The organism is Roseospira visakhapatnamensis, from assembly GCF_014197915.1.
GTDB lineage: Bacteria > Pseudomonadota > Alphaproteobacteria > Rhodospirillales > Rhodospirillaceae > Rhodospira > Rhodospira visakhapatnamensis.
In genome coordinates, this window is sequence record NZ_JACIGK010000006.1 from 1 (window position 1) to 23,514 (window position 23,514).

The 23,514-nt window shown below is 65.5% G+C and carries 19 protein-coding genes and 1 pseudogene; 9 read left to right on the forward strand and 11 right to left on the reverse strand.

Annotated features, from left to right (window positions below; genetic code table 11):
• Positions 1–324: 324 nt before the first annotated feature.
• From GGD89_RS05055 to GGD89_RS05065, 3 genes are read right to left on the reverse strand one after another with little or no spacing between them, the layout of a single operon-like run.
• Positions 325–675, reverse strand: a complete 351-nt coding sequence (locus tag GGD89_RS05055; protein ID WP_184043034.1) for a hypothetical protein — start codon at positions 673–675, stop codon at positions 325–327.
• Positions 672–1,040: a hypothetical protein gene (locus GGD89_RS05060; RefSeq protein WP_184043035.1), complete on the reverse strand. Its 369-nt coding sequence runs from the start codon at positions 1,038–1,040 to the stop codon at positions 672–674. Before GGD89_RS05060 ends, GGD89_RS05055 begins: the two co-directional genes overlap by 4 nt.
• On the reverse strand, positions 1,037–1,390 hold the full coding sequence (locus GGD89_RS05065) for a helix-turn-helix domain-containing protein (protein WP_184043036.1): 354 nt from the start codon (positions 1,388–1,390) through the stop codon (positions 1,037–1,039). The genes GGD89_RS05060 and GGD89_RS05065 overlap by 4 nt, the downstream gene beginning before the upstream one ends.
• A 168-nt stretch (positions 1,391–1,558) precedes the next feature.
• Here GGD89_RS05065 and GGD89_RS05070 point away from each other — a divergent pair, with 168 nt between their 5' ends.
• From GGD89_RS05070 to GGD89_RS19955, 4 genes and pseudogenes are all read left to right on the forward strand, one after another.
• Positions 1,559–2,011 carry a helix-turn-helix domain-containing protein gene (locus tag GGD89_RS05070; RefSeq protein ID WP_184043037.1) on the forward strand — a complete coding sequence of 151 codons (453 nt, stop codon included), beginning with the start codon at positions 1,559–1,561 and terminating at the stop codon, positions 2,009–2,011.
• A 20-nt stretch (positions 2,012–2,031) separates the two neighbouring features.
• Entirely contained in the window at positions 2,032–2,637 is a 606-nt protein-coding gene (locus GGD89_RS05075; RefSeq protein ID WP_184043038.1) for an ORF6C domain-containing protein, read from the forward strand.
• 871 nt (positions 2,638–3,508) lie between these two features.
• A pseudogene (locus tag GGD89_RS19950) lies at positions 3,509–3,652 on the forward strand (transposase); the annotation flags it as partial.
• Between the two features lie 306 nt (positions 3,653–3,958).
• Positions 3,959–4,906 (forward strand): hypothetical protein, encoded by a 948-nt coding sequence (locus GGD89_RS19955; RefSeq protein ID WP_343058546.1) that lies wholly within the window; start codon positions 3,959–3,961, stop codon positions 4,904–4,906.
• Positions 4,907–4,948: 42 nt separating this feature from the next.
• Here the strand turns inward: GGD89_RS19955 and GGD89_RS05085 are convergent, their stop codons facing one another.
• Positions 4,949–5,203: a transposase gene (locus tag GGD89_RS05085; RefSeq protein WP_184043040.1), complete on the reverse strand. Its 255-nt coding sequence runs from the start codon at positions 5,201–5,203 to the stop codon at positions 4,949–4,951.
• A gap of 149 nt (positions 5,204–5,352) precedes the next feature.
• Between GGD89_RS05085 and GGD89_RS05090 the strand changes: the two genes are divergently transcribed.
• Genes GGD89_RS05090 through GGD89_RS05105 form a run of 4 tightly spaced genes read left to right on the forward strand, consistent with a single transcriptional unit; the run spans position 5,353 to position 12,116 of the window.
• Complete coding sequence (locus GGD89_RS05090; RefSeq protein ID WP_184043041.1) at positions 5,353–6,837, forward strand: Wadjet anti-phage system protein JetA family protein; 1,485 nt, start codon at positions 5,353–5,355, stop codon at positions 6,835–6,837.
• Complete coding sequence (locus GGD89_RS05095) at positions 6,821–7,528, forward strand: DUF4194 domain-containing protein (RefSeq protein ID WP_184043042.1); 708 nt, start codon at positions 6,821–6,823, stop codon at positions 7,526–7,528. The genes GGD89_RS05090 and GGD89_RS05095 overlap by 17 nt, the downstream gene beginning before the upstream one ends.
• Positions 7,525–11,034: an SbcC/MukB-like Walker B domain-containing protein gene (locus tag GGD89_RS20345; protein ID WP_184043043.1), complete on the forward strand. Its 3,510-nt coding sequence runs from the start codon at positions 7,525–7,527 to the stop codon at positions 11,032–11,034. The genes GGD89_RS05095 and GGD89_RS20345 overlap by 4 nt, the downstream gene beginning before the upstream one ends.
• Positions 11,034–12,116 carry a Wadjet anti-phage system protein JetD domain-containing protein gene (locus GGD89_RS05105; protein ID WP_184043044.1) on the forward strand — a complete coding sequence of 361 codons (1,083 nt, stop codon included), beginning with the start codon at positions 11,034–11,036 and terminating at the stop codon, positions 12,114–12,116. The genes GGD89_RS20345 and GGD89_RS05105 overlap by 1 nt, the downstream gene beginning before the upstream one ends.
• A 958-nt stretch (positions 12,117–13,074) precedes the next feature.
• On the opposite strand, the gene metH is transcribed toward GGD89_RS05105, so the two are convergent.
• The 7 genes from metH to GGD89_RS05140 all read right to left on the reverse strand — a co-directional run bounded on the left by metH (position 13,075) and on the right by GGD89_RS05140 (position 22,389).
• On the reverse strand, positions 13,075–16,602 hold the full coding sequence (gene metH, locus GGD89_RS05110) for a methionine synthase (protein ID WP_184043045.1): 3,528 nt from the start codon (positions 16,600–16,602) through the stop codon (positions 13,075–13,077).
• Between the two features lie 66 nt (positions 16,603–16,668).
• Entirely contained in the window at positions 16,669–17,397 is a 729-nt protein-coding gene (locus GGD89_RS05115) for a methyltransferase domain-containing protein (RefSeq protein WP_184043046.1), read from the reverse strand.
• A gap of 141 nt (positions 17,398–17,538) precedes the next feature.
• The gene (locus tag GGD89_RS05120; protein ID WP_184043047.1) at positions 17,539–17,679 is read right to left on the reverse strand and encodes a hypothetical protein; all 141 of its coding nucleotides are present in this window, start codon (positions 17,677–17,679) and stop codon (positions 17,539–17,541) included.
• A gap of 136 nt (positions 17,680–17,815) precedes the next feature.
• Complete coding sequence (gene metF / locus GGD89_RS05125) at positions 17,816–18,727, reverse strand: methylenetetrahydrofolate reductase (RefSeq protein ID WP_184043157.1); 912 nt, start codon at positions 18,725–18,727, stop codon at positions 17,816–17,818.
• Between the two features lie 26 nt (positions 18,728–18,753).
• Positions 18,754–19,746, reverse strand: a complete 993-nt coding sequence (locus GGD89_RS05130) for an ArsR/SmtB family transcription factor (protein WP_184043048.1) — start codon at positions 19,744–19,746, stop codon at positions 18,754–18,756.
• 142 nt (positions 19,747–19,888) lie between these two features.
• Positions 19,889–20,941 (reverse strand): DUF418 domain-containing protein, encoded by a 1,053-nt coding sequence (locus GGD89_RS05135; RefSeq protein WP_184043049.1) that lies wholly within the window; start codon positions 20,939–20,941, stop codon positions 19,889–19,891.
• Between the two features lie 17 nt (positions 20,942–20,958).
• Positions 20,959–22,389, reverse strand: a complete 1,431-nt coding sequence (locus GGD89_RS05140; protein WP_184043050.1) for a LysM peptidoglycan-binding domain-containing protein — start codon at positions 22,387–22,389, stop codon at positions 20,959–20,961.
• A 289-nt stretch (positions 22,390–22,678) separates the two neighbouring features.
• Here GGD89_RS05140 and GGD89_RS05145 point away from each other — a divergent pair, with 289 nt between their 5' ends.
• Complete coding sequence (locus tag GGD89_RS05145) at positions 22,679–23,383, forward strand: cytochrome b/b6 domain-containing protein (protein WP_343058541.1); 705 nt, start codon at positions 22,679–22,681, stop codon at positions 23,381–23,383.
• Positions 23,384–23,514: the final 131 nt, after the last annotated feature.

Here is a 23,514-nt window from a genome sequence, read left to right on the forward strand (position 1 = left end):
GCCCCGTCCGCCGATCCGGCAGGGCCGCGCACCGCTCCCGCAGCGCCGCGATTTGCTCTTCAAGCCACCTCACCCAGAGGGTGAATCACATCCCGTGTCCCGTGTCCAAGCCTTTCAGCTCAAAATGAGAACTGCTGCTCCTGGACATGAACCTTGCCTTGATCGAACTCCTCTTGCACCGCGAGGTCCTCGCGGAAGACGAGGTGCAGGCGGCACTCGAAGAGGCGTCGGCGAGACTGAAGACGGACATGAACGGCCTCATCACGGGCAGTGCCTTGGATTACATCCAGGATGGCGATGCACGCTTGGTGCGCCTCGCCGGGATCACACGGCGAGTTCAGATCGCGCGTCGAGGAAAGGCCTCAGACTGATCGCCGGCAACGGCGACAGACCTCTAGGGGCGGGGCGCGCCGGGCGCATCGCCTTCAGGCGCGCGATGAGGTCCTGCGCCTCGTCGGCCGTCGGCGCCGGGACCGTCCCGTCCTCTGGCCAGTCCGCCAGCACGTCCTCCACGCTTGGGCGCGAAGGGTGCGCGTACAGGCGCATGAAGGTCAGCGCCCACGGCGGGATCTCGCCCAGCCCCTGGGCGACCTCGAACGCCCGGTCATGCTGCGCCTGCCGGCGAGCATCCCAATCCATCCGGCCCGAGCCGGCGCTTTCGTGATCCATGCTCATGCCACCGCCCCCCGGGGCTCGCGAACCACCAGGGTCGCCAGGGCGTCCGGCTCTTGGAGCGCCAGCATCGCCCGCTCTACCGGCGCGCCGTCCACCCACAGCGTGGTACCGTCGTCCAGTGCGCTGACCAGCCTGTCGCGCGCGGCGGTCAAGGCGTCCGCCATCCCGGCGGTCTGTCTGGGCGCGTCCCAGGCATGCGCCCAAACGACCAGGTCCATCAGGTCGGCCAGTGCCCGCATGGCAGCCGTGGGCGACATATGCCGCGCGCGGAGGCTCATCTGGCAGTAGGTGGCGCGGGCGCTCGCCGTCCCGTCATCCAGCAGCCGCACCGCCGCCAGACCTCCTCGTCGCGTCGTCGTGCTCATGCCACACGCTCCTTTTGCCGCTGACCGCCAGGGGCGGGCGCGGTATGTTCAGAGAGTGAGCGCATCCGGTGCCGGGCCGGAGACCGCGTCTGCGTGAGGCGGCGGCCGGTCTCGGAGCACCAGCGCTCAGGCCACAGATCCTGGGCCGTCATGCCGATCGCTTCGGCAATCACCGGCTCCAGGTGGATGTTCGGATTGACGCAGGCGTCCGTCAGGGCGCGGCCCGAGACGCCGACCGTGCGAGCGAGTTGCCGAAAACTCAGCCCGCGCAACCGCAACTGATAGAGGATCCACGCCCGCCGCGCGGCGGGCTCTTTCGGAACCTCGTTGCTTCTGTGGTGTGTGCTCATGAGAAAAATCATATTTCCGTTTTCAGACCCACGTAAGTCCGAAAACGGATTTCAGAGTTCCGCGAATTCGGAAAACCGATTGCTGGTCCGCAACGCATTGGTATTAGAAGAAAAAAGGGAACTCCGAAACGACCGTTGCTGGAGTGCACAAATTTCGGAGTTCGGAGTGTGAACCCCGAAATCGATACAGACGCTGGATTTCGTGCGCGGCTCGGCGAGTTGGTGGCAGACGCACCACCCTTTCAGTGGGCCAAACAGGCCGGTGTTCCCCCTGGCTCCTGGGACCGTGCCTGGAATAAGGGCGCAATTCCGAAGGCGCCGCATCTCATTCGGATAGCGGAACATGGTGGGGTCACGCTGGATTGGCTGCTGACGGGCGACGGTCCGATGCACCGCGACGGCAGTGCAGAACAGCCTAAACAGGCGGTGGATACAGATCTTCTGCGTGACTGTATAGAAGTCCTGCACGAGGAATTGGATCTGCGCGAAGTCAAGCTTACGCCGACGCAAGAAGCTGAGGCAATTTCACTGCTTTATGATTTGGCTCGACCGGAGTCTGGTCAGCGGACGAAGCCTGTCGACAGAGGTGTAGTCGTCCGTATATTGCGGATGGCCGGGTAAATAAAAGAAGACATCTAGCTATGAACGACAGTGCCGAAGATCGTAAACAGCGCTTACGCCAGATCATTGGCGGGGATGAAAAACGATCCCACTCAAAATCTTCCGGTCACACTATAACCGGCAACAACAACATCGTCGGGAATGGAAATTCGATCAATCTTCACGAACCAAAAATTGTTAGGAAGGTCTATGTTCAGACGGGTGTCGGCACTATTGACGCCGCACAGAAAAAACAGATCAACGAGATGTTTGCCGAGTGGGCACGAGTGCGCGATCTTGTGCGAAAGACGAGCCCAGAATATAAAGCTCTGCGGAGCGCCTTCAATCGATACATGGGCGTCAATAGTTACCATGAGATAAAGCAGGATGATTTTGACAAGGCCGTTACTTGGCTTCAGCGCCAGACCGGCATTGTCCTTTCCATGTCCTCAGCCAAGACGCGAGTCCCCGATTGGCGAAAAAAACGCTACGCGTCAATCAATGCTCGCGCCAAAGAGTTCCCAGGCGGTGCTGAGCGCTATCGCCTTTTCGCTAAGGAGCGCTTCGGAACAACGTCATTGAAGGAATTGACCGACGAACAGCTTGATGCAGTATACCACCATGTTTTTGGGTGGCGAAGGCAGTAAGACCAAGATTTATTGGCGTCACCATCGACGGTCAAGCGTGGAAACACTCGGCGTAAGGTTGGTTTCTCGAAGGATTGATTATAGATCGTATAGAACTACGTGTGTTCGTCAGCCGTATGCGCGGCTATTGAGTGCATCATCAGGAGATTCCACCATGTTCTGCCGGCACCTCTTATCGTGCACCACTGCCCTAACGCTAGTACTAGCCATCGCCGCGCCAACCCAGGCTGCGGACGTGCCATACACACGAGGTAGCTGGACTAAAGAGATAGGAGACGTTCAGGGTGTTGTAAACGAAGGTGCAGCGCTGATCCGTCGTTTTGGTTGGCGTTGCGATAGCGTGTCCAGTATCGTCCGACGTTGGCCTTCGTCCGGTTTCGTTTTTTACTGTAATGACTTCCGGTATAGCTACGATGTATGGGACCGTGGCGGACGCTGGGTCGCCAAGATCAACGACTGATCAAGCGGCGCGGACCGGCGATCATCCCCGCTCGGCCGTGTGCCAAATCCCTGCCGATCCGCGATCATTCGCAACCAGGCTGTGCCAAATCCCCTTTCGGCCGCCGGCCCAATTTTTCTTGGGATCCCAATACGTTTCGGCAAATCCCTCAGAATCCCGCCTGTGCCAAAACGATCACCTCCCCACAGCTTCCCGATTGGGTGTGCCTTTGGCGGACAATCCGCCAAGTCAGCGGTGGAGCGGGTGACGGTGGCTCGGGCTGGGGCCTCGGCGCGCCAGAGAGCCGCTGCGGCGTACAAAGAGGGAATAGCGGTTCCTCGCGGGACCTTTCATGATTGAGCTGGCCCCAAGGATCTGGACAGGTTGGTTGGCTCTGAGGTGAGCTTCCTGGACCACACAGGAGAGGCCACGATGCCGAAGCAGACCCGCCGCAACCACAGCGCCGCATTCAAGGCCAAGGTGGCCCTGGAGACCTTGCGGGGTGAGAAGACCGTGTCCGAGTTGAGCGCCAAGTGCGGCGTCCACCCGACCTTGATCAACCAGTGGAGGCGAATGCTCAGCGAGCAGGCGTCGGTGGTGTTCGAAAAGGACGGTGGCCCGGACGAGAAGAAAACGGGACCCGGACGGCGCGGTTTTGCTATCCTTCCCGATGTGGTTCAGACATCCCGGCCGACGAAAAGAGTGACCTTTTCGAAGGCCGGCCGGCCTGACTACGCCGGCGCGGCGAAGCCGCGGAGCCGCGCGCCCCGAAGGGGCGCTGCGGCGAGAAAATCAAAGACTCATCTTCTTCGGCGGGCCGTTGAGACCATGGGCCCGCCGAGTCAATGCAAGTGTTGCTCAGTATCAGAAGGGAGAGACGCCGTGCCCGTCAGCAAGACCCGCCGCAAAAACGGCAAGACGGCCCCCAAGCCGGTGCCCCGGAAACGCCGGAAAACCGATCCGTCCCCGGCCCCGCTTCCGGAGGACCTTCCCCCGCGGGTGGCCATGGAGAAGATGATGGCCAATCTCCAGAGGAGCCTGGTCGTTGACGATCTCCTGGGCGAGGCGGAGGCCGATCCGCTCCACGCGGCGCAGGATGTCATGTATGACGCCTGGGAACGCGGGACGAAACGGGAGCGGATTGCCCTGGCGAAGCGGGCGCTCGGGATCTCGGAGCTCTGCGCCGACGCCTGGCTGCTGCTGGCCGAGGAGGAGGCCAAGGGCATCATTGAGAGGCGGGCCACCCTGGACAAGGCCGTGGCCGCCGGGGAACAGGCCGTGTGGCACGCCCTGGGGGAGGAGGCATTCGAGGAGGAGGAGGGGCACTTCTGGGGGATCCTGGAAACGCGCCCCTACATGCGGGCGCGGGCGGCTCTGGCCGACTGCCTGTGGGAGATGGGGGACCGCGACGAGGCCGTGGCCCACTGGCGCGACATGCTGCGACTGTGCCCGAACGACAACCTGGGCATCCGCCATGTGCTGGCGCCGAAACTGCTGCACCTGAACCTGTTCGAGGCCGCCCGGGACCTGCTCGACGAGTACGAGGAGCCGGACTTCGCCGAGTGGGCCTACACCGACGCCCTGCTGAAGTACAAACAGGGCGGGCCCACATCGGGGGCCGGCAAGGCATTGGCCGCGGCGATCAAGGCCAACCCCCATGTGCCGGCGTACCTGCTCGGCGAGACACGCCTGCCGAAACAGCCGCCGCCCCACTATGCCCTGGGATCAAAGGAGGAGGCCGTCCTCTATGTCTTCTCCAGCCTGGAAACCTGGACCTCGACCAAGGGCGCCCTGGCCTGGCTGAACGAGACCGCCAAAAACATCCTGTAAAAAATCGGCCGCCCGAAATCTACGATAAACGTCTGTTATCGTTCACAAAGCCTCAGCCCGCCCGAACCCTGGTGACAGATCCGGGTTCATGTCGGCCAGGGTGTGCTGGATGTGGCCGGGGTCGCGCGGATCGTCCAGGCCGTCGGCCTGTCGGCCGGCCAGCCCGGTGCGCCGTTCGATTTCGCGCAGCGCCAGCAGACCGCCGTCCGAGGAGGCGGCGCCGCCGTCAAACCGGGCGACGATGTCCTTGTCGAGAACCGGTGACAGGCCGGTCAGCGGGAGGGTACGTTCGTCCATGGCGGGCGTCGTGATCTGGGGATCCGTGTTTTTGGCTTCGACACCCAGAAAATACGCGATCTCAGGATCTTACGCTACACCCGCCAACCCCGATGAATAAAGCGGGCTAATTTGGGTTGTAGGTTTTCTGTTTCTTCCCTGGTGTTCAGATGCTCTTGTTCGATCACTTGTCCCCGGATTTCTTCCTGATTTTTTCCCGGTCCAACCGGCACCTCTACGCCCAGGTGGTGACGGAGATTTACGATCAGTATTTTGGGGTGGGGTTCGTCTACCCAAAACGGAACGATCTGGTATTGGTCATCTACAATGTCCTGCGCGCCAATCCCGACCTCTGGACCGAGGACGAGGAGTTGCTTGGTCTGCCCGATGTGGTCCGAAAGCGAGGGCGACGGCTGCGGGTGCTGTCCGACGAGGCGGGGCAGGACCGGTTGCTCAAGCAGGCCCAACATATCTATCGGCGGCTGGTGGATACCGGCTGGTTGGAGGAAGAGGCCCAGGGCCTGAAGGTCACCGTGGACATGCCACCCGCGGCCCTGCTGGTGACGGAACGGCTGGTGGCTTTGCGCGAAGGCTTGGCGGTGGCCGCCGCGGGCGTGGTGGTCGCCATCCGCACGGCCTTGAACGCGGTGCGGGTCGACGGCCGGACCAATGCCGCGGGCCTGCGTAAGGCGGCGGAAAACGCCCAGGCTTTCGAGCGCTCCCTGCGGGTGGTTCTGTCTGATTTGCGGCGGGTGGAAAGAAAGGTCATGGACAGCGACAGCCTGGAGGCTCGCTACCAGGCCTTTTTCGAGGATTTCATCGGCGAGGTGCTGCTGAAGGATCTGGAGGAGATCCAAGGCCCCAACCACCCCTACCGCCATCGAACGGAAATTCTCCGCGATGTCGAGGACATTTCCCTGTCCGACCATACCCGCGAGCGGGTGATGGAGGGCTATGTGGAGGACCGGATCAGTCCCAATGGCGCCGAGGCGCGAGCCCAGTTGGACCACGACCTGCGGGTCGTGGCCGCCGTCTTCGGGAACATCGACATCTCCCTGGACCACATCAATCGCTTCCGCCGCAAGTTGGAAAGCAAGCTGAGCAATACCATCCGCTACGCCGAACAGGGGGAAGGGCGGATCTCACGCCGGGTGGTGGATCTGGTCCGCGGGTTGGAGGAAATCCGAGGCCGGTCGGAGATCCTTGGGCGGACGTCCTCGATCGTGCCGGGGCCTTATCTGGAACGTCCCCTCTACTTCGGCCGGGCGGTTTTGGCCGCGCCCCGTCGGCCCCGCCCACCGGTGGCCAGGCAACCCCTTGAGAGTCGCCGCGTCGATCCGGCCCAGGCCTTGCGCCGGGCCATGATGCGGGATTATGCCCAGTTGTTTCAGGTTGGGCCGGACCAAGTGCGCGCCTACCTGGACCGGGTCCTGGATGGGCGGACGTCTCTCGAGGCGCGCGACATGCCCGTTACCTCGCTGGAAGAGTTCCTGGTGGTCGACGAATTGCGGCGCTATCGCCGGGGCATGCCGCCCTCCCTGGAACGGTGGTATGTGATCAAGGGGGCGGAGGGGTGGCGGGTTGACGAGTGGTTCCGTTGTCCGAATTTCCGTCTGAGCCTGTACGAAGGGATGGTCGATGCTGCCGGATCTTGAGCGCCTGGACCAAGCCACGGGCGGCAAGGCGGCGGAGGATATTTCCGCGGCCCTGCGCCTGTTGCTGAACAGGCAGTTCCTGTTCAGTGGTGATCGGGGGGTGGCCAAGGCCTACGACGTTCTGACCAACTCGCGCTACCGGTCTTTCATCGAGGATTGGGTGGACGTGCTGGGACTGGAGTTCGTCCTTCACCAGCGGGAACAATGGGTGGGACTGCTTCCCAAAGCCGAGATTTCCCATATACCTTCCATGAACCTGGCAGATACCTTGGTTCTGCTGGTGGTGGGCCAGGCTTGGCAGGAGGCCGCCAACCGGGGGGATTTCAGTGGAGACCGGGCGGAGGTTCAAACCACCGTCAACCGGGTCTGGGATCTGTACGATACCCTTAGATCCGGTCTGACCGGGACGAGTATGGCCATCGGTGAGTTCCAACGCGCCCTGAAGGAACTGGACCGTCGGAACCTGATCCTTCTGGGGGAGATGGACGGGGAGATGGAAGACCAGGACCTGCGCATCCGACCAATGGTGACCCACCTGTTGCGTGACGGGGAGGCCCTGCGGATTCTAGAGGACTACGCCCGGTCCGAACGGGGTTTGATGAACCTTCGGGGGACGCGGGATGAAAGGAGCCGGGGCCCGGACGCGACGTCCGACGCGGAGGGCGGAACGGACGGGGAGGAGGCGCCATGATCGGCTTGACCCGTATCGGCATGGTGAACTGGCACCAATTCCCCCACCAGGACATCGATATCGATGGAAACGCGGCACTGGTGGGGGAAAACCGCTCGGGCAAATCCACCCTGCTGGATCTGATCCAGACGGTGATGTCCGGCAATGGCTTGGGCAAATACCTGGAACTCAACGCCCGAGCCAGTGGGGGGAAACGCAAGGGACGGCGGTCCGTGCATGCCTATATTCTGGGGCGCACCGGCGATGGGCCGGAGGGGGTGAAGCGGCCGGAGGCCCAATGTGTCTTGTTTCTGACGTTCGAGCGGCCCGACGGCTGGCCCGTCACCCTTGGGGTGGTCATGGAAGCACGGGTTCAGGACGCCAAGGAAAGCACGCGGGCTCGGTTCATCGCCGACGGGGTGAAGCTCTCCGTCGACGATCTGGTGGATCGGCCCGAGGGAAGCGGGGAAGAGGGAGGCTTGCCCAAGGATTGGGACGCCGTGATCCGCCCCTGGCTGGAGAGCGCCTGCGTCGAAGCGGGAGGCCAGCTGATCGCCCATCCGGAATCGAAACCGGCCATGCATTTCGTCGGCGACTACTTGAAGCTGCTGTCGACGGGGCGGTTGCCAATCCCGCCGGACCGCTTTCTGAGGGCCTTCGGTAACGCCGCCCGGCTGAAGGACATTTCCTCCGTCAACGATTTCATCCGCGACTATATCCTGGAAAAGGATGACGTGCGGATCGATCAACTGCGGGAGTCCATCCGAGATTACCGAGGGTATGCCCGTGAAATCACCCTTCTGCGCAAGAAACTCGACCACCTGAAACCCCTGGCAGAGCGGATCGAAGCCCATGCGCGGCACCTGCGTCTGCAAGATATCACCCGCTGGGGCGAGGCACGGGCGAAGGCCCTTTCCGCCCGGATCGCCATGGGGCGTCACCAGCGTCTCGCCCGGGAAGGCTTGGAAAAACAGGCCGTGGTCAGGGCGGATCTGGAGAGGATCAAATGTGAGTGGGCGGAACTGGAGGCGGAACGGAAGGGCCTCGAGCGGCTGATCAATGCCGCGTCGGAAACCCAGCGGATGACCGAATTACGGGGGCAACGGGGGGACCTGGAACGGGGAAAGAAGGACGCTTTCAACGATATCCTGGGGCACTACAAGGTGGTGGTCGATCTGGTGAACGTCCTTCTGGCCGCCGACATGATCCCCCCGAACCTGGGGCGGATCCTGGAGACCCTGCGTCTGTTGCGAGAGCAAGGGGGCGCCGACCAGCCACCCCGTTGGCCCAAGGACCCCCAGGCCGTGGAGGGGCTGTTGGGGGCTCTTTGCCTGGAGCGGGAGAGGCTGACGGGCAGTCTGGAAACCGCCGCAGACGCCCTGACCGTGGAGCGGGCCGAGGTCGACGGGCGGACCAGGGAACTGACCCGTCAGATCGAGGAAATCACCCGGCGGGGATTTTCGATCCGTCCCGAAGTAGAGGCCTTGCGCGAGGATCTACGCCGCATGGGCATCCCCTCCCATTTGCTGTGCGAAAGGCTGGAGGTGGTCGACGAGGGCTGGCGGCTGGCCCTGGAGGTCCTGTTGGGCCGGGACCGGGAGGCGATTCTGGTGGGCCGGGAGCATGTGGAAACGGCCATCCGCCACCTTCAGGATAACCGCCGGATCTACCGAGGGTGCCGCGTCGCTAACAGTCGGAAGTTGACGGAAGGGGGGGCGGCCCAGCCCGGGACTCTGGCGTCCGTCGTCCGATCCGACGACCCCCTGGCCACGGCCTTTGTCCTGCGGCGTATCGGAAACGTGCGTCTGGCGGAAACCATCGCGGATCTGCACGCCGAGGGCCGCGCGATCATGCGCGACGGCACCTATGACGATGGATTGGCCGTGGAGGTGCGCCAATTGGGGCGAAACGACGGCCACAAGATCGGTGCCAATGCGGGCCGCTCCTCCCTGCGTTCCCTGGAGCGGGAACGGGACGGCTTGAGGGCACGATCGGCGGAATTGGAAAAGGACCGTAAGCGGCATGGATCCGTCCTCCTGGCCTTCCGGGGGCTGGAAGGCTGGGCGGAGCGTCCCGGCCTCGGACAGGCCGTGGATCGCTTCGAACACGCTCGGGATGGGTTGGAGGAGATCGCCCGGGCCATGGCGGAGGAAAGGGATCGCGCCGACCCCGCCTACGTGGAGCGACTGGCGGTCATCGACGTCCAGTTGGAAACCTATCGGGAGGAGGAAATCGGCCTGAATCAAGCCCTGGTCCTGGCCAAACGCGATGTGGAGGGGGCCACCTCCCGCTTGAGCGGGGGAGAACAGGAGGCTGGGTCCAAATTCCAGGTTAAGGTTCTGCGCGGGCGTTATCTTGGGCTTTTTTCGACGCTGGGTCCGATCCGGACCCTGGGTGGGCGGGAGCATTTCCTTGATGTGCTCGCCAGACGGAGCGGGAAGCTGGAGGCAGCGGCCGTGAGTCTGGGGGCGGAGAGGGAAAAACTTGAAAAGTATTTGGCGGGGGAAGCACCTGAAATCCTGCGCCAGTACGTGGAGTACACGCGTCTGGACGAAAGTTCCCCGGCCTTCGATTCCACGCATTCCATCCAGGGTGACCTGCGAGATTGGGTGGCCGAGCAGATCGTCACCATCGAGGCCAACAGTCTTCAACGTTACGAAGATTTGGCCAAGCAGGCCGCGGAACGGGCGGAATACTATTTCCAACATGCCTTCATTCACGAACTGCGCGAGCGTTTCAGCCGGGTTGAAGAGGCCGTGTATAGCATGTCCCAGGCTCTGAAAGGCCATCCCTTTCATAACGAGCGCTATCGGTTCTTCCATGAGCCCTCCGGTAGTCATCACGCCGTCTGGGAGTTGGTCCAACGCTCCCGGGAGGATGACAGCCTGCTGCTGCCCCTGTTCCAGGAGGTGGAAATCACCGAGGAGACGCCCCATGGCGAGGCTTTGCTCCGGGTGCGGGACCTGTTGCTCTCCTCGGACGTGGAGGTGGAGGCTTTCGCCGATTACCGGAACTACTTTGTCTTCGACCTGGAAATGATCGATGTCCAGACCAAGCGGCGTACCAATTTGGAGAGCCGCCAGGGAACGGGATCGGGAGCTGAGCAGCAGACCCCCTATTACGTGGCCATCGGGGCGTCCCTGGCGACGCTCTATCACAGGGCGCGGCACCGGGTTGGAACACGGGGCGTGATGGACGATCCGGGGCTTGGGCTGGTCATCCTGGACGAAGCCTTTTCCAACATGGATCCCAAGAATGTTTGGGCGGCCTTCGAGTATTATCGGGACCTGGGGCTCCAACTGATCGTGGCGGCGCCATACGACAAGCGAGCGGTTCTGCTGGAAAAGGTGGAGACCGTGGTGGACATCTGGCGCGACGGTGACTATGCGGATACGGAAACCTCCTATCCGGGCGCCCGCTTGCGGGAGGAACTGGCCCGGCGCAACCCCGCCCATTATGACATGGATGATTTCCGACGGTTCGTGGAAGCGCACTCCAGTCGCTTCGATGAGAGTGGGCGGGGCTGATGGTGAAATCCGTGGTTGATGCCCGCGCGGGGCTGGACTGGATGCTGGACCGGATGGAGGAGCGGCCCGACCGGGACCCGACAAGGGTCTTGGTCCGACCCGACTACACGGCGATGTCCCTGAGCGACGACGTGGTCCGCTTCCATGCCCTGTTGCGACAGGCCGAGGAAGCCGGAGCTCTGACCATTGAATGGTCAAGGAAGGCCCGTGATCTGGTGGACCGTGTACGCCTGAAGGACCCCGCGCGGCTTTATGCCTTCCTGAAACGGGATCCCACCGGGGAGCGGGCCATCGCTATTCTGGATGAGGTGTCGTCGGAGCTGTCGCCCCCACGTGCCGACCTTTCCCCTTTGCTTGAAAGGGTTCGGGAGCGATGGGCATTGGGACGGTCCGCCCTGGGCTCCCTGAAGCCGGGGGACAGATATGGTCTGACCGTCATTCTGAAATGCGTCGACGCCATCCTGCGGGATGAACATCTGGATTGCGAACTGCGGAAGTTCTCCGAAAAGGTCACTGGGACCACAAAGGCGGTGGAACGGCAGGCACCTCGTATCGGAGAGGCGCTCAAGCTGTTTTTTCCCTTGCCGGAGGAAGCCAGAGGGCTGGAAGTTCTCGCCGCCTTGGGATTGCTGAAATATTCCACGCCGATCCTTCTCAAGGGCCATTTGAGGATCCGGGGCGTGGGCGCGGTCTCGGCGGACCCTTTGATTGGCATACCAGAGGAATGGCTGGAGGGCATGTCCATCGTCGGTGATCCGCCTTATCTGATGTCCGTGGAAAATCTGGCGTCCTTTAATCGCTATGTTCGCGAGGTGAAGGACAACGGGCTGGTGATCTATACGGGGGGCTTTCCCTCCCGTTCGGTTGCCGCGACTTTCCGTCATCTGGATCGGATATTGCCGCCCTCGGTTCCCATGTTCCATTGGGGCGACATTGATAGGCATGGACATTTGATCGCCGACGTCATCGAGCGCCTGCTGTCCCGCCCCTTGACGCGACACAGAATGGAATGGGCCAGGGCCGGCGACAAGGGGAGCCTGGAACAGGAGGCGTTGGACCCCGAAGCGCCAGCGTGGCGTTGAAAGAGGAAGAGATAAAAAGATCAGTGTTTGAGTTCATGAATTGAGTGAAGTTGATGTTCTTTTCTTAGAGCGTGTTGCGTGATTTTGGACTCACCCAAAACGCTCTACGTTTTTGTTTTTAAAGCAAATCGTCGTCGCGATCTGGTTCGGATCGCTCGGGATTTGCTCTAAGTTAAAAAAATTAGATACGAAATTTCTCGCAAAACTCCAGTTTACTTTATGGATTGGCGTGCTTATATGGACATAACATGGACCGCAGAGCAGATTTTGGAGCTTTGATTACTTGACTATAGAAGCTAAGGGCCAGTGATGGCGTCGGCAATGAAGTCCGAAATCTTTCTGGCGGCGGCTTTCACGGAATTATTCGCCAAATGGGCATGCCGAGCCGTGGTTTGGATCTGCGTGTGCCCCAAGAGTTTGCCGATCATCGGCAAATCCTCGCCTAGTGCAGCGACGCATTCAAGGGATTCCCCCTTGAATGCAAACGTCGCTGCACAAAACATTGTTTCTCGTGCACTTTCGATCCAGACAAAAAGAATGCGGACTGCATCTTTTGTCTGGATCAGTGCACTAGCGCGAGGGCGCCACCGGCGTAGGAGTGGCGCAAGTCATGGATCCGAACATCGGGGAGCCCGGCCTGTTCCCGAATGCGCCGCCACGGATGTTGGTGGTCGCTCCCAAGCGGCCGAGCGGCGGCCCGCCACAACCTTTGCGTAGGTGCCCAACCGGATTGGCGCCCCCATCCGCGTCTTCAATTCCACATGAAAGGTCGAAGAACCATCATGAGACCCTCCGGGAGACCACGATGGCGACGTAGCACTCACACCAACCAACCTCCGCCAAACCCGGGGCGGTTCAATACTTGGTGCTGGCCTGGTTCGGCTGACTGACGGTATCGCAGGTCGGCCCCGGGCCGGCGCGGATCTGCCCCTTGAGTCCACGTCAAACGCGGACGGGGCTATATCCGGAAGTACTTCGCCTGCGGGTGCAGGACGACGATGGCGGTGGTGGACTGCTCGGGCACCAGTTCGTCCTCGTCGGTCAGCGACAGGCCGATGCGGTCCGCCCCCAGAAGGTCCAGCAAGGCGTGCTGGTCGGCCAGGTTGGGGCAGGCCGGGTAGCCGAACGAGTACCGCGAGCCCCGGTAGTCCTGCTTGAACAGGCCCTCGATGTCGCGGCTGTCCTCGCTGGCGTAGCCCAGTTCGCCGCGAATGCGCTTGTGGACCACCTCGGCCAGGGCCTCGGCCATCTCCACGCCGATGCCATGCAGGTAGAGGTAGTCCTTGTAGCGGTCCTCGGCGAACCACTGCCGCGCCACCTCGGACACCCGATGCCCCATGGTCACGGCCTGCAGGCCGATGACGTCGCGGGTGTCGTCGGCGATGTCCCGGAAGAAGTCGGCCAGGCACAGCCCGCCCGGCCGGTCCTGGCGCGGAAAGGCAAAGCGGGCGACCTCGGTGGTGCCGTCGGGCTCGAACAGCACCACCGCGTCGCCATCGGCGGCCGCCTTCCAGTACCCGTAGACGGCTTGTGGCCGCAGGATGTTGTCCTCCACGCAGCGCCGCGTCATGTCGTGAAACACCGGACGCAGGTCCTGGATGGCCCATTTCTTCCAGTCAGCCAGGGTGCGGCCGGACTTCTTGATGCCCCACTGGAACTGATAGAGCGTGTTCTCGTTGACGTAGGGCACCAGGGTCTTGGTGGCGATGGACGTTTCCAGTACGCGCGGTCCCCAGAACGGCGGCTCCGGCGGCGTCAGGCCGGCATGCAGGTCCTGGCGGCGCAGGCGGATTTCCTCGGCCTCCACCGGGCGGTTGGTGCGCGCGCGGGCTTCCGGCGGCACCGTCAGGACGTCGTCGTTGACCGCCGCGCGACGGCGTGACGGCCGGTTGGCGCGCTTGTTCTGGAGGTCGGAAAGGTAGCCGTCGAACCCGCCCTCCATCACCTTGGCCATCAGGTGCAGGCCGTCGAAGGCGTCGCGGGCGTAGGCCACCCGGCCGTGGTCGCCGTAGGCGCGCACGCAGTCCTCCTCGACGAAGCCGCGCGTCAGCGCCGCGCCGCCCAGGATCACCGGCACGTCCCAGTCCTCGCGGGCCATTTCCTCCAGGTTGTCCTTCATGATGACCGTGGACTTGACCAGCAGGCCGGACATGCCGACGGCGTCGGCCTTGTGCTCCCTGGCCGCCGCGCAGATGGCGGCGACCGGCTGCTTGATGCCCAGGTTGATGACCTTGTAGCCGTTGTTGGTGAGGATGATGTCCACCAGGTTCTTGCCGATGTCGTGAACATCGCCCTTCACGGTGGCCAGGACCATGATGCCCTTTTCCTGCCCCTCGATCTTTTCCATGTGCGGCTCCAGGTGGGCCACGGCGGCCTTCATGGTCTCGGCCGATTGCAGCACGAAGGGCAACTGCATCTTGCCGGCGCCGAACAACTCGCCCACGACCTTCATGCCGCCCAGCAGGAACTCGTTGATGATGGTCAGGGGCGGATGGACCCGCATCGCCTCGTCCAGGTCGGCGTCCAGGCCCTGGCGATCGCCGTCGATGATGCGCTGCTTGAGGCGCTCCTCCACGGACGCCGGGCGCTCCTTCTTCTTCTCGGTCTCGGCGCTGCGATCCTGATAGAGGGCGATGAACGCCTGCAAGGGGTCGGGGCCGCCCTCCTCGCGCTTGTCATAGATGAGCGCCTCGGCGGCCTGGACCTCGGCGTCGGGGATGGCGTGCAGGGGCTTGATCTTGGAGACATGCACGATCGCCGACGTCATACCGTGACGGACCGCGTGGTCCAGGAACACCGAGTTCAGCACGTGACGCGCCACCGCCTTCAGGCCGAAGGAGATGTTGGACAGCCCCAGCACGATCTGGCAGTCGGGCAGGGCCTCGCGGATCAGGCGGATCCCCTCCAGGGTCTCGATGCCCAGGCGGCGGTCGTCCTCGTTGCCGGTGCAGATGGTGAAGGTCAGCGGGTCGAATATCAGGTCCGATGGCGGCAGGCCATGCTGGTTGACGGCGAAGTCATAGAGCCGCCGGGCGATCTCCAGCTTCTTGTCGGCCGTCTTGGCCATGCCGTCCTCGTCGATGGTCAGCGCGATGACGGCGGCGCCGTGCTTGCGGGCCAGGGCCAGGCGTTCGGCGGCCGGCGCCTCGCCGTCCTCGAAGTTGATGGAGTTGAGGATGGCCTTGCCGCCGTAGAGCTTCAGCGCCGCCTCCAGCACCGGCGTCTCGGTGCTGTCGAAGACCAGCGGCACGTTGACCGAACCCCGCAGGCGCGAGACGACCTCGGTCATGTCGGAGACTTCGTCGCGGCCGACGAAGGCGGTGCAGACGTCCAGGGTGTGGCTGCCCTCGCGCACCTGGTCGCGCGCCATGGCGACGATGGAGTCCCAGTCCTCGGCGTCCTGCAACTCGCGGAACTTCTTGGATCCGTTGGCGTTGCAACGCTCGCCGATGGACAGGATGGCGTTCTCCTGGCGCAGGTCGACGCGCGAGTACAGCGAGGCGACGGAGGGCACCCATACCGCCGTGCGCGGCACCGCCGCCGGGCGGTGGGCGCCGTCGGCGGCGCGGGCGCGCAGCATGGCATCGACGGCGGCGATGTGATCGGGCGTGGTGCCGCAGCAGCCGCCCACCAGGTTGATCTTGTCGTCACTGATGAAGCGCGCGTGCCAGTCGGCCAGTTCGCGCGGGGTCAGCGGGTAGAAGGTGGCGCCGTCGCGCAGCTCCGGCAGCCCGGCGTTGGGTTGCAGGCTGATGCGGCCCTGCCAGTTCTCCGCCAGCCAGCGCACGTGCTCGGCCATCTCCGCCGGGCCGGTGGCGCAGTTCAGGCCCATGGAGTCCACGCCCAGCGACCGGGCGACCGTGGTCGCGGCGCCGATGTCGGCGCCCACCAGCAGGGTTCCGGTGGTCTCCACGGTGACTTGCAGGAAGATCGGCACGTCGGCCTTGCCCTGGCTGAGGCGCGCGGCCTTGGTGCCGTTGATGGCCGCCTTGAACTGCAAGGGATCCTGGCAGGTCTCCACAAGCACACCGTCGCAGCCCCCGGCGATCAGGCCCTCGGCCTGCGTGGCGAAGGAGGCTTCCAGGGACTCGTAGTCGATGTGTCCCAGGCTGGGCAGCTTGGTGCCCGGGCCGATGGAGCCCAGCACGAAGCGGCGCCGGCCGTCCGAGAAGCCCTCGGCGGCCTCGCGGGCCAGCTCGACGCCGCGCCGGTTGATCTCGAAGGCCCGGTCCTGAAGGTCGAACTCGGCCAGGGTGATGGGCGAGCCGCCGAAGGTGTTGGTCTGCACCACGTCCGATCCGGCGGCGTAGTACTGCCGGTGGATGTCGCGCACCACGTCCGGGCGCGACAGGCTGAGAACCTCGGTGCAGTTCTCCTTGCCCTGGAAGTCCTCCTCGATGGTCAGGGGCAGGGCCTGCACCAGGGAGCCCATGCCGCCATCGCACAACAGGACGTGACGGTCGAGGTGATCGAGGAAATCGCTCATGGGACGTGCCTGCGGGTCTGAGGAAGAAAAACGGGATCGGGTGTCGGGAATGGCGGTCCGGGATGGCTACCCATCGGCCCGCCGAAGGGCCCAGGTCACCGGCACGACGGGGCCGTCCATCAAGGCGACCTCCTCGATCTGGCGCGCGACATAGGCGTCCAGGTCGGCCGCGATCTCGGGGTGTTTCGCCTTCAGATCCTCGGCGCGTCTGGGAACGGCCGTGAGCGTCAGGTCGTTGAAGGCGGCCAGTGTCGGACTGCGTTCGCGACGGGCGACGATGGTATCGCCGAACCGGATCAGGCTGGCCTCCGTCGTCGCCCTGTCGGCGTAGTCCACATACGCATCCGTCGGCGGGGTGCCGTGCTCCAGGTAACCGTCGCCGATCACGATCAGCCCGCCGGGCTTCGTCAGGGTTCGCAGAGCCCCGACCGTCGTGGCCATATCGCCCAGGACCGGACCGACGGCGACCATCAACACCGCGTCGTACCGTGCCTCTTCCGAGAACGCACCGCGCAGGTCTCCGGCGACGAAACGGCAACGCGCCGACAGACCCGCCGCCTCCGCCGCCTGTCTGGCCTGCCGGACGAAGCCGGTGTGGCCCTCAAACCCCGTGACATGGGCGTCGAACGCCTTGGCCAAACGGATCGTGATGTCGCCGCGCCCGCAGCCGAGATCGAGCACGGCACACCCCTTCGGTAGCCCCGCTTCCTTCAGAACGTCAATGACGTCCTGGTCGTCTCCGCTCAGCGACGGCAGGTCCTGCAGCAGAAAGGGCAGATGCCGCAGCAGCGTCACCTCCGTTTCCATGGCGAGGGCGATTTCCGTTTCGAGGGCCGTCGTCATGTGTCCGCTCCTCGAAGCCTTTGGCCCCGGGTCATGCGACGCGTCGCCCGGCCTGCTCCCGGACAGGACAGTCGCGCGGGCCGGGACGACCGATCATGCCACCGTGCTGCCATTTCCCGTCTCCTTTGTCGCTTTTGCTTGCAAAGACACCCACCAGATCGCGCTGGCTCCCATCAAAAACACGCCGAAACTCGCGAAGAATAAACATATAAAGAGCATGGGGGATATGGTCATGGGGCTCTCCATTGCGGGCATCGTGAGTGCGCGAGGCAAAGGTCGAATGGTTCAGCTCGAATAAACCAGACATCCTCCGCCTTCGGTTCTGAGGCCCAGGTCTCGGGCCTGACGGTCCGCGAGGGGCCCGGTCGGATCAGGCCCCGGGCGAGGGTACCCCATCCGGGGCCGCCGGTCGCACGCCCAGGATGTGGCACAGGGCCGTGGCCAGTTCGGCCCGGTTCAGGGTGTAGAAGTGAAAGGTGTCCACGCCGGCGGCCGCCAGGGTACGCACCTGTTCGGCGGCGACCATGGCGGCGACCAGTTGGCGGGTGTCTCCGTTCTGATCCAGCCCCTCGAACACCGACGCCATCCACGGCGGGATGGTCGCGCCGCAGGCCCCGGCGAAGCGGGCGACGGTCTTGAAGTTGGTGACGGGCAGAATGCCGGGGACGATGGGCACGGTGATCCCGGCGGCGGCGGCGCGGTCGCGAAAGCGTGCGAACACGGCGGTATCGAAGAAGAACTGCGTGATGGCCCGGGTGGCGCCGGCGTCCACCTTGCGTTTCAGGTTGTCCAGGTCGGCCTCGGCGCTGGCGGCCTCGGGATGGCTTTCCGGGTAGGCGGCGACGCTGATCTCGAAGTCGGCCACGTCGCGCAGGCCCGTGACCAGATCGGCGGCGAAGGCGTAGCCGCCCGGCGTGGGCCGATAGACGCCGTCGCTTTCGGGCGGGTCACCCCTGAGGGCGACGATGTGGCGGATGCCCGCCTCCCAATAACGCCGGGCGACGGCATCGACCTCATCACGGGTGGCGTCCACGCAGGTCAGGTGGGCGGCGGCGTCCAGGCTGGTCTCGCCCTGGATGCGGGCCACGGTCTCGTGGGTGCGCTCGCGTGTCGAGCCGCCGGCGCCGTAGGTGACCGAGACGAAGGACGGCCGCAAGGGTTCCAGCCGGCGCACCGCCTGCCAGAGGGTTTCCGCCATGGCCTCGGTCTTCGGCGGGAAGAACTCGAACGACACCGAGACGTCGGTCGGCAGGGGGCTGCTGAGCGGCAGGTCCCGGGTCATGCGGGCCAGGGTCTGGCTATCGATCGTCACGCGGCGGGCTCCTCGGTTCGGGTCAACACGGGTGCGTCGGGCGCCGACGCGGCCGGCTTGCGGGCCAGCCACAGGCGCACGGTCAGGGGGTGGCCGGGCAGATCGCGGGTCTTGTCGAGGGTCAGTCCGGCCTGGGCGCACCAGGCGGCCACCTCGTCCGCGCGCAGGCCCAGGCGGCGATGCTGGTGCTGCTCGCGCAGGTCCTCCAGGTCGTGGGGCGCCAGGTCGACGATGACCAACCGCCCGCCCGGCCGCAGCACGCGGGCGCACTCCCGCACCACGGCGGCCGGATGTTCGGCGAAGTGGAGCACCTGGTGAACCGTGACGGCGTCGCGCGAGCGGTCCTCGCAGGGCAGGGTGTACATGTCGGCTTGACGGACACGGCAGTTGCGGGCGCCGGCGGCGTCCAGGTTGGCGCGGGCCACGCCCAGCATCTCGCGGGACAGGTCCACGCCCAGGCCCTCGCGGATATGCCGGGCGTACAGCAGAAGGACGCGGCCGGTGCCGGTGCCCACGTCCAGCAGGTCGGCGATGCCCTCGGGCGGCAGCATCTCCAGAAGGCCCTGTTCCACGGCGGTGTCGTCCACATGCAGGCGGCGCACGGCGTCCCACTGGGCGGCGTTGGCGCGGAAGTAGGCCTGTGCCGCCTCGACGCGGGCGCGGAGGATGTCCTGTTGACGCTCGCGGTCGTGGACCAGGACCGGATCGTCGCCCGGCAGCAGGGCGGCGACGGCGCGGGCCAGGGTGCCGGCCTCGCCCTGGTGGGCCAGGCGGTAGAACACCCAGGCCCCCTCCCGAACCCGCTCCAGCAGGCCGGAGTCACACATGACCTTGAGGTGGCGGGACACCCGGGGCTGGCTGAGGCCGAGGATGGAAACCAGGTCGGTGACGGTCAGTTCACCCCGCGCGCATAGGGCCAGAAGCCGCAGGCGGGTTTCCTCTCCGGCGGCGCGCAGGCCCGCGAGCACCTGGTCCAGGGTCATGGTCATGCGAGGATCGTCCTTCGGTCGGGGCTCCGGGTGAGGGCGCGCCGGGGCCGGGGGCCTGACTCCGGACCGCATGGCGTGCCCTCACACATATACATATAAATATATCTTTATATCAAGGCAAGGGCCAGAAACCGGTTGTCGTTTATCCGGCCAGACGGCGCATCACGGCCTCGACCGGTCCCCGGCCGATCCAGCGTGACCAGGCCAGCGCGTAGACCACCGACAGGGCGCAAAACGCCGCCGCCGCCCCCAGCGCCACGGGAAGGGGTTGGCCGCCCAGGAGCCCCAGGGCCTCCAGCGTGCCCATGCCAATGAGGATGTGGGCGATGTACAGCGTCAGCGTCTGCCGCCCCGCCGGGGCCAGCACGGCGACGACGCCCAGGCGGGCAAGCCGGGGCGCGCCGAGGAGGCACAGGCCGATCACCAGGGCGGCGGCGCCGGTTCCGGCCACCGTGTACAGCGGCGTGGGTGGGATCGGGCCGGTGGTGATGACCTCCAGAAGGGCCGGGTCGCCCGCCGCCCACACCCGCAGGCCGGCCGATACGGTCTCGGCGAGGGCCAGGGCGGCGGCGCCCAGGACGATCAGGCGCCGCTGGATGCGGGCGTCGGACAGGCGCAGGCGGCTCAGCAGGATCCCGAACAGCAGGAAGCCGAACCAGGGGAACACCGGATGCCAGCCGTTGAAGAAGAGATTGCGAACGAACCCGAGCGGCGTCCAGAAGTCGGCATAGGTGTAGGTCGTCCAGTCCCAGCCCGCGTCATAGGTCAAGGTGGCCAGCATGACCATGAAGATCACGTTGACCGCCGCGATCAGGCCGATCAGGCCCCGGTTCGGCGCCGCGACGCAAAAAACCGCCAGAAAGAAGTACACGGCATAGTAATGCAGGATATCCGCGTCGAAGATGAGCGTGTTCAGCAGGCCGACGGCCAGCAGGAACACCGCCCGGCGCAGGGTTACCGGGAGCGTGGCATGGGAGCCTTCCCGTCGCGCGCCGAGGCCCAGGCCGATCCCGGCCAGGACGACGAAGGTGGCGGCGGCCCGTCCCTCCAGGGTGCTCACCAGGACGGCCAGGGGGCCGCTCGCGGTCTCTTCGGCGCCCATGGCGATGCGGAAGTTGACGATGACCATGCCGACGAAGGCCGCGAACCGGGCCACGTCAAGCCCGTCCAGGCGGGCGGAAAGGGGGGGCGTCATGGGGACGGCAGGAGTCCTCAGTTGCGGGGCGCCCCGGCCGCCTCGTCGTGCGGGATGGTGAAGACCTGCCCGGGGTAGATCAGGTCCGGATCCCTGATCAGCGTGTCGTTGGCCCGGTAGATGGTGGTGTAGGCGATGCCCCGACCGTAGACGGTGCGGGCCACGGTCCACAAGTTGTTGCCCGGCTGGACGACCACCAGGGTCTCGCCCTCGGCCGTGGCCCGCAAGTCCAGGTCGGCGTGCTGGAACGGCAGTTCCACGCGCCGGGTCACGGTGCCGTCGGCGATCTCGTCGGCGCGCAGGGTGTACAGCCGGGCCGCGATGCCGCCGCCGCCCGGCGCGGCCGTCCACTGGCCACCGCTGTCGGTCTCCACCCGCGCCAGCGGCTGGTTGTCCAGGTAGAGTTGAACGGTCGTGCCCGGCCGGGCCGTCCCGGACAGCGTCAGGCCGCCGCTGGCCGTGTAGTCGACCATGCCGATGCCCAGGCGCCCCTCGGCCGCCGGTACGACCGGACCCTGCAACAGCCGCGAGGCGCCGCCGCCGCCGCGGGAGGCTTCGAAGGCCAGGACCGGCGCGTCGCCGTCCGGGCGGGGAACGGACAGGATGACGACGGTGGGCGACCGGCGTTCCGTGGCGTTCCCTGTCCCATGATCGGCGTGCGGGCCGCCATCGGCCTCGGCCCGGATCGGTGCGGCGGAGGCCAGCGGCGCCGATGTGGCCCCGGGGCCGGCCGTGTCCGGCGGTGACCCGAGGGCCGGACGCGGGGTCGACGTCGCCGGCGTCACCGCCAGACCGTCGAGGGGCAGGGCACGAACGATCGGTACGGGCGTGCCCGCGTCGGCCCGCGCGGACGCGGCGGCCCGGCCCGTCGCGCGCGCGTCCAGATCCGGGTCGTCAAGGATGCCTTGAAGGCGCCCCCCGCGACTGACCAGGGTCAGGCGCCGTTCTCCCGGAGGCAGGGGCGCGTCGGGAACAAAAACCCACTGGCCCCGGCTGTCGGCGTCCGCCTGTCCGAGTTCCCGTCCGTCGTCCAGGATGGAGACCGTGGCGCCGGGCGCCGCGCGTCCGGCCATCACCGCCTGGCCGTCCGGGGCGACGCGCACCACGTCGAAGCGCGGGGCGTCTGGATCATCGGCGGGGGCCTCGCTCGCCATGACCCGTGGTGCGCCGGGGACGGGCCGAGTCGCGCTCGGCGCCTCGGAGACGGTGTCCCCGGCCGCGCCGTCAAGGGTGGCGATGGTGCGGCGCGCGGTGTCCATGGCGCGCTCCAGCGAGGTGTCGTCGCCCGGGGGCGGGGCGCCTGTCGCCTCGGACGAGGGGGGCGCGGAGGTGCCGTCCGGCCGATCCATTGGGGCCGGCCACCAGACCACGGCCGTGACGCCCGCCGCCACGACCACGACGATCGCCACCACGGCGGCGGCCCGGAGGATCGGGGTCCTGCGCTGCATGACGGACGGCCTCCCGCGTGGTCCCGGATTCGGTGTCGTCTCCTGGGTCTCGGCATCCTGGCTTGCGTGTTCGCATGGACGGCGGACCCGCGTTCCCCCGACTGTGGCCGGGCGTTCGCGTGCTGGCAAGAGGGGCTGTCGGCGCCACCCGTACGCCGGGCAGGGGAACCCGCGCGACCGTCTGGACAGGCGTGGGCGCGCGGCCGATACCTGTGCGCGAGGCCTCGGAGTCGGCCGCTCACGGGCGCCCGGGAGTCATCGGTTTGACGCAGCTAAAAGGAGTATCGTCGTGTCCAAGACCCGCCCCCCGTCCGACGCCATGGTGGCGATCCGGCCCGTGAAAGTCTGGGATCTGCCGACTCGCCTGTTCCACTGGGTGCTGGTGCTGGTGATCGCCGTGGCCTGGCTCAGTGGCGACCAAGGCAACTTCACGGTTCACTTCATCGCCGGGCAGGTTGCCCTGGGGTTGCTGCTGTTCCGTCTGATCTGGGGCTTTGTCGGCAGCGACACGGCCCGCTTCAAGGCGTTCGTGCCGACCCCGGCGCGGCTGCGCGACTATGTCCGGGCCGCCGGCGCCGGCCGCTCCCACCTGATCGTCGGTCACAATCCGATCGGCGCGGCGATGGTGTTCGCGCTGCTCGCGGTGCTGGGCCTGCAAGTGCTCACGGGGCTGTTCGCCAGTGAGAATACGTGGGCCTTTGTCTCGGGGCCGCTGGCGCGCTTCATCGGCACGGACTTGAGCGAGACCCTGACGGGATTTCACAAGGACTGGCTGTTCAACATCTTGCTCGGCCTGATCGCCCTGCACGTGCTGGCGGCGTTCTTTCATCTGTTCGTCAAGAAAGACAACCTGATCCGGCCCATGGTGACCGGGACCAAGGACTACCCGGCCCAAGAGATCGGTTCGGTGCCGCGCCTGGCGTCGATCTGGGTGGCCCTGGTGCTGGCCCTGGTGGTGGCGACCGGGGTGTGGGCGCTGTTCACCCTGGTCTGAGCCGGCGGCGGCGGCGATCAAGCCTCGTGTCCAGGCGGATCAGGTGGAGGTCCATACCGCTTCGTGGTCTTCGCGATTTTCCCGACGGGCGGGGCGCGGGGGGCTCTGGTCTCCGCGCGGGCTCCCTGCTA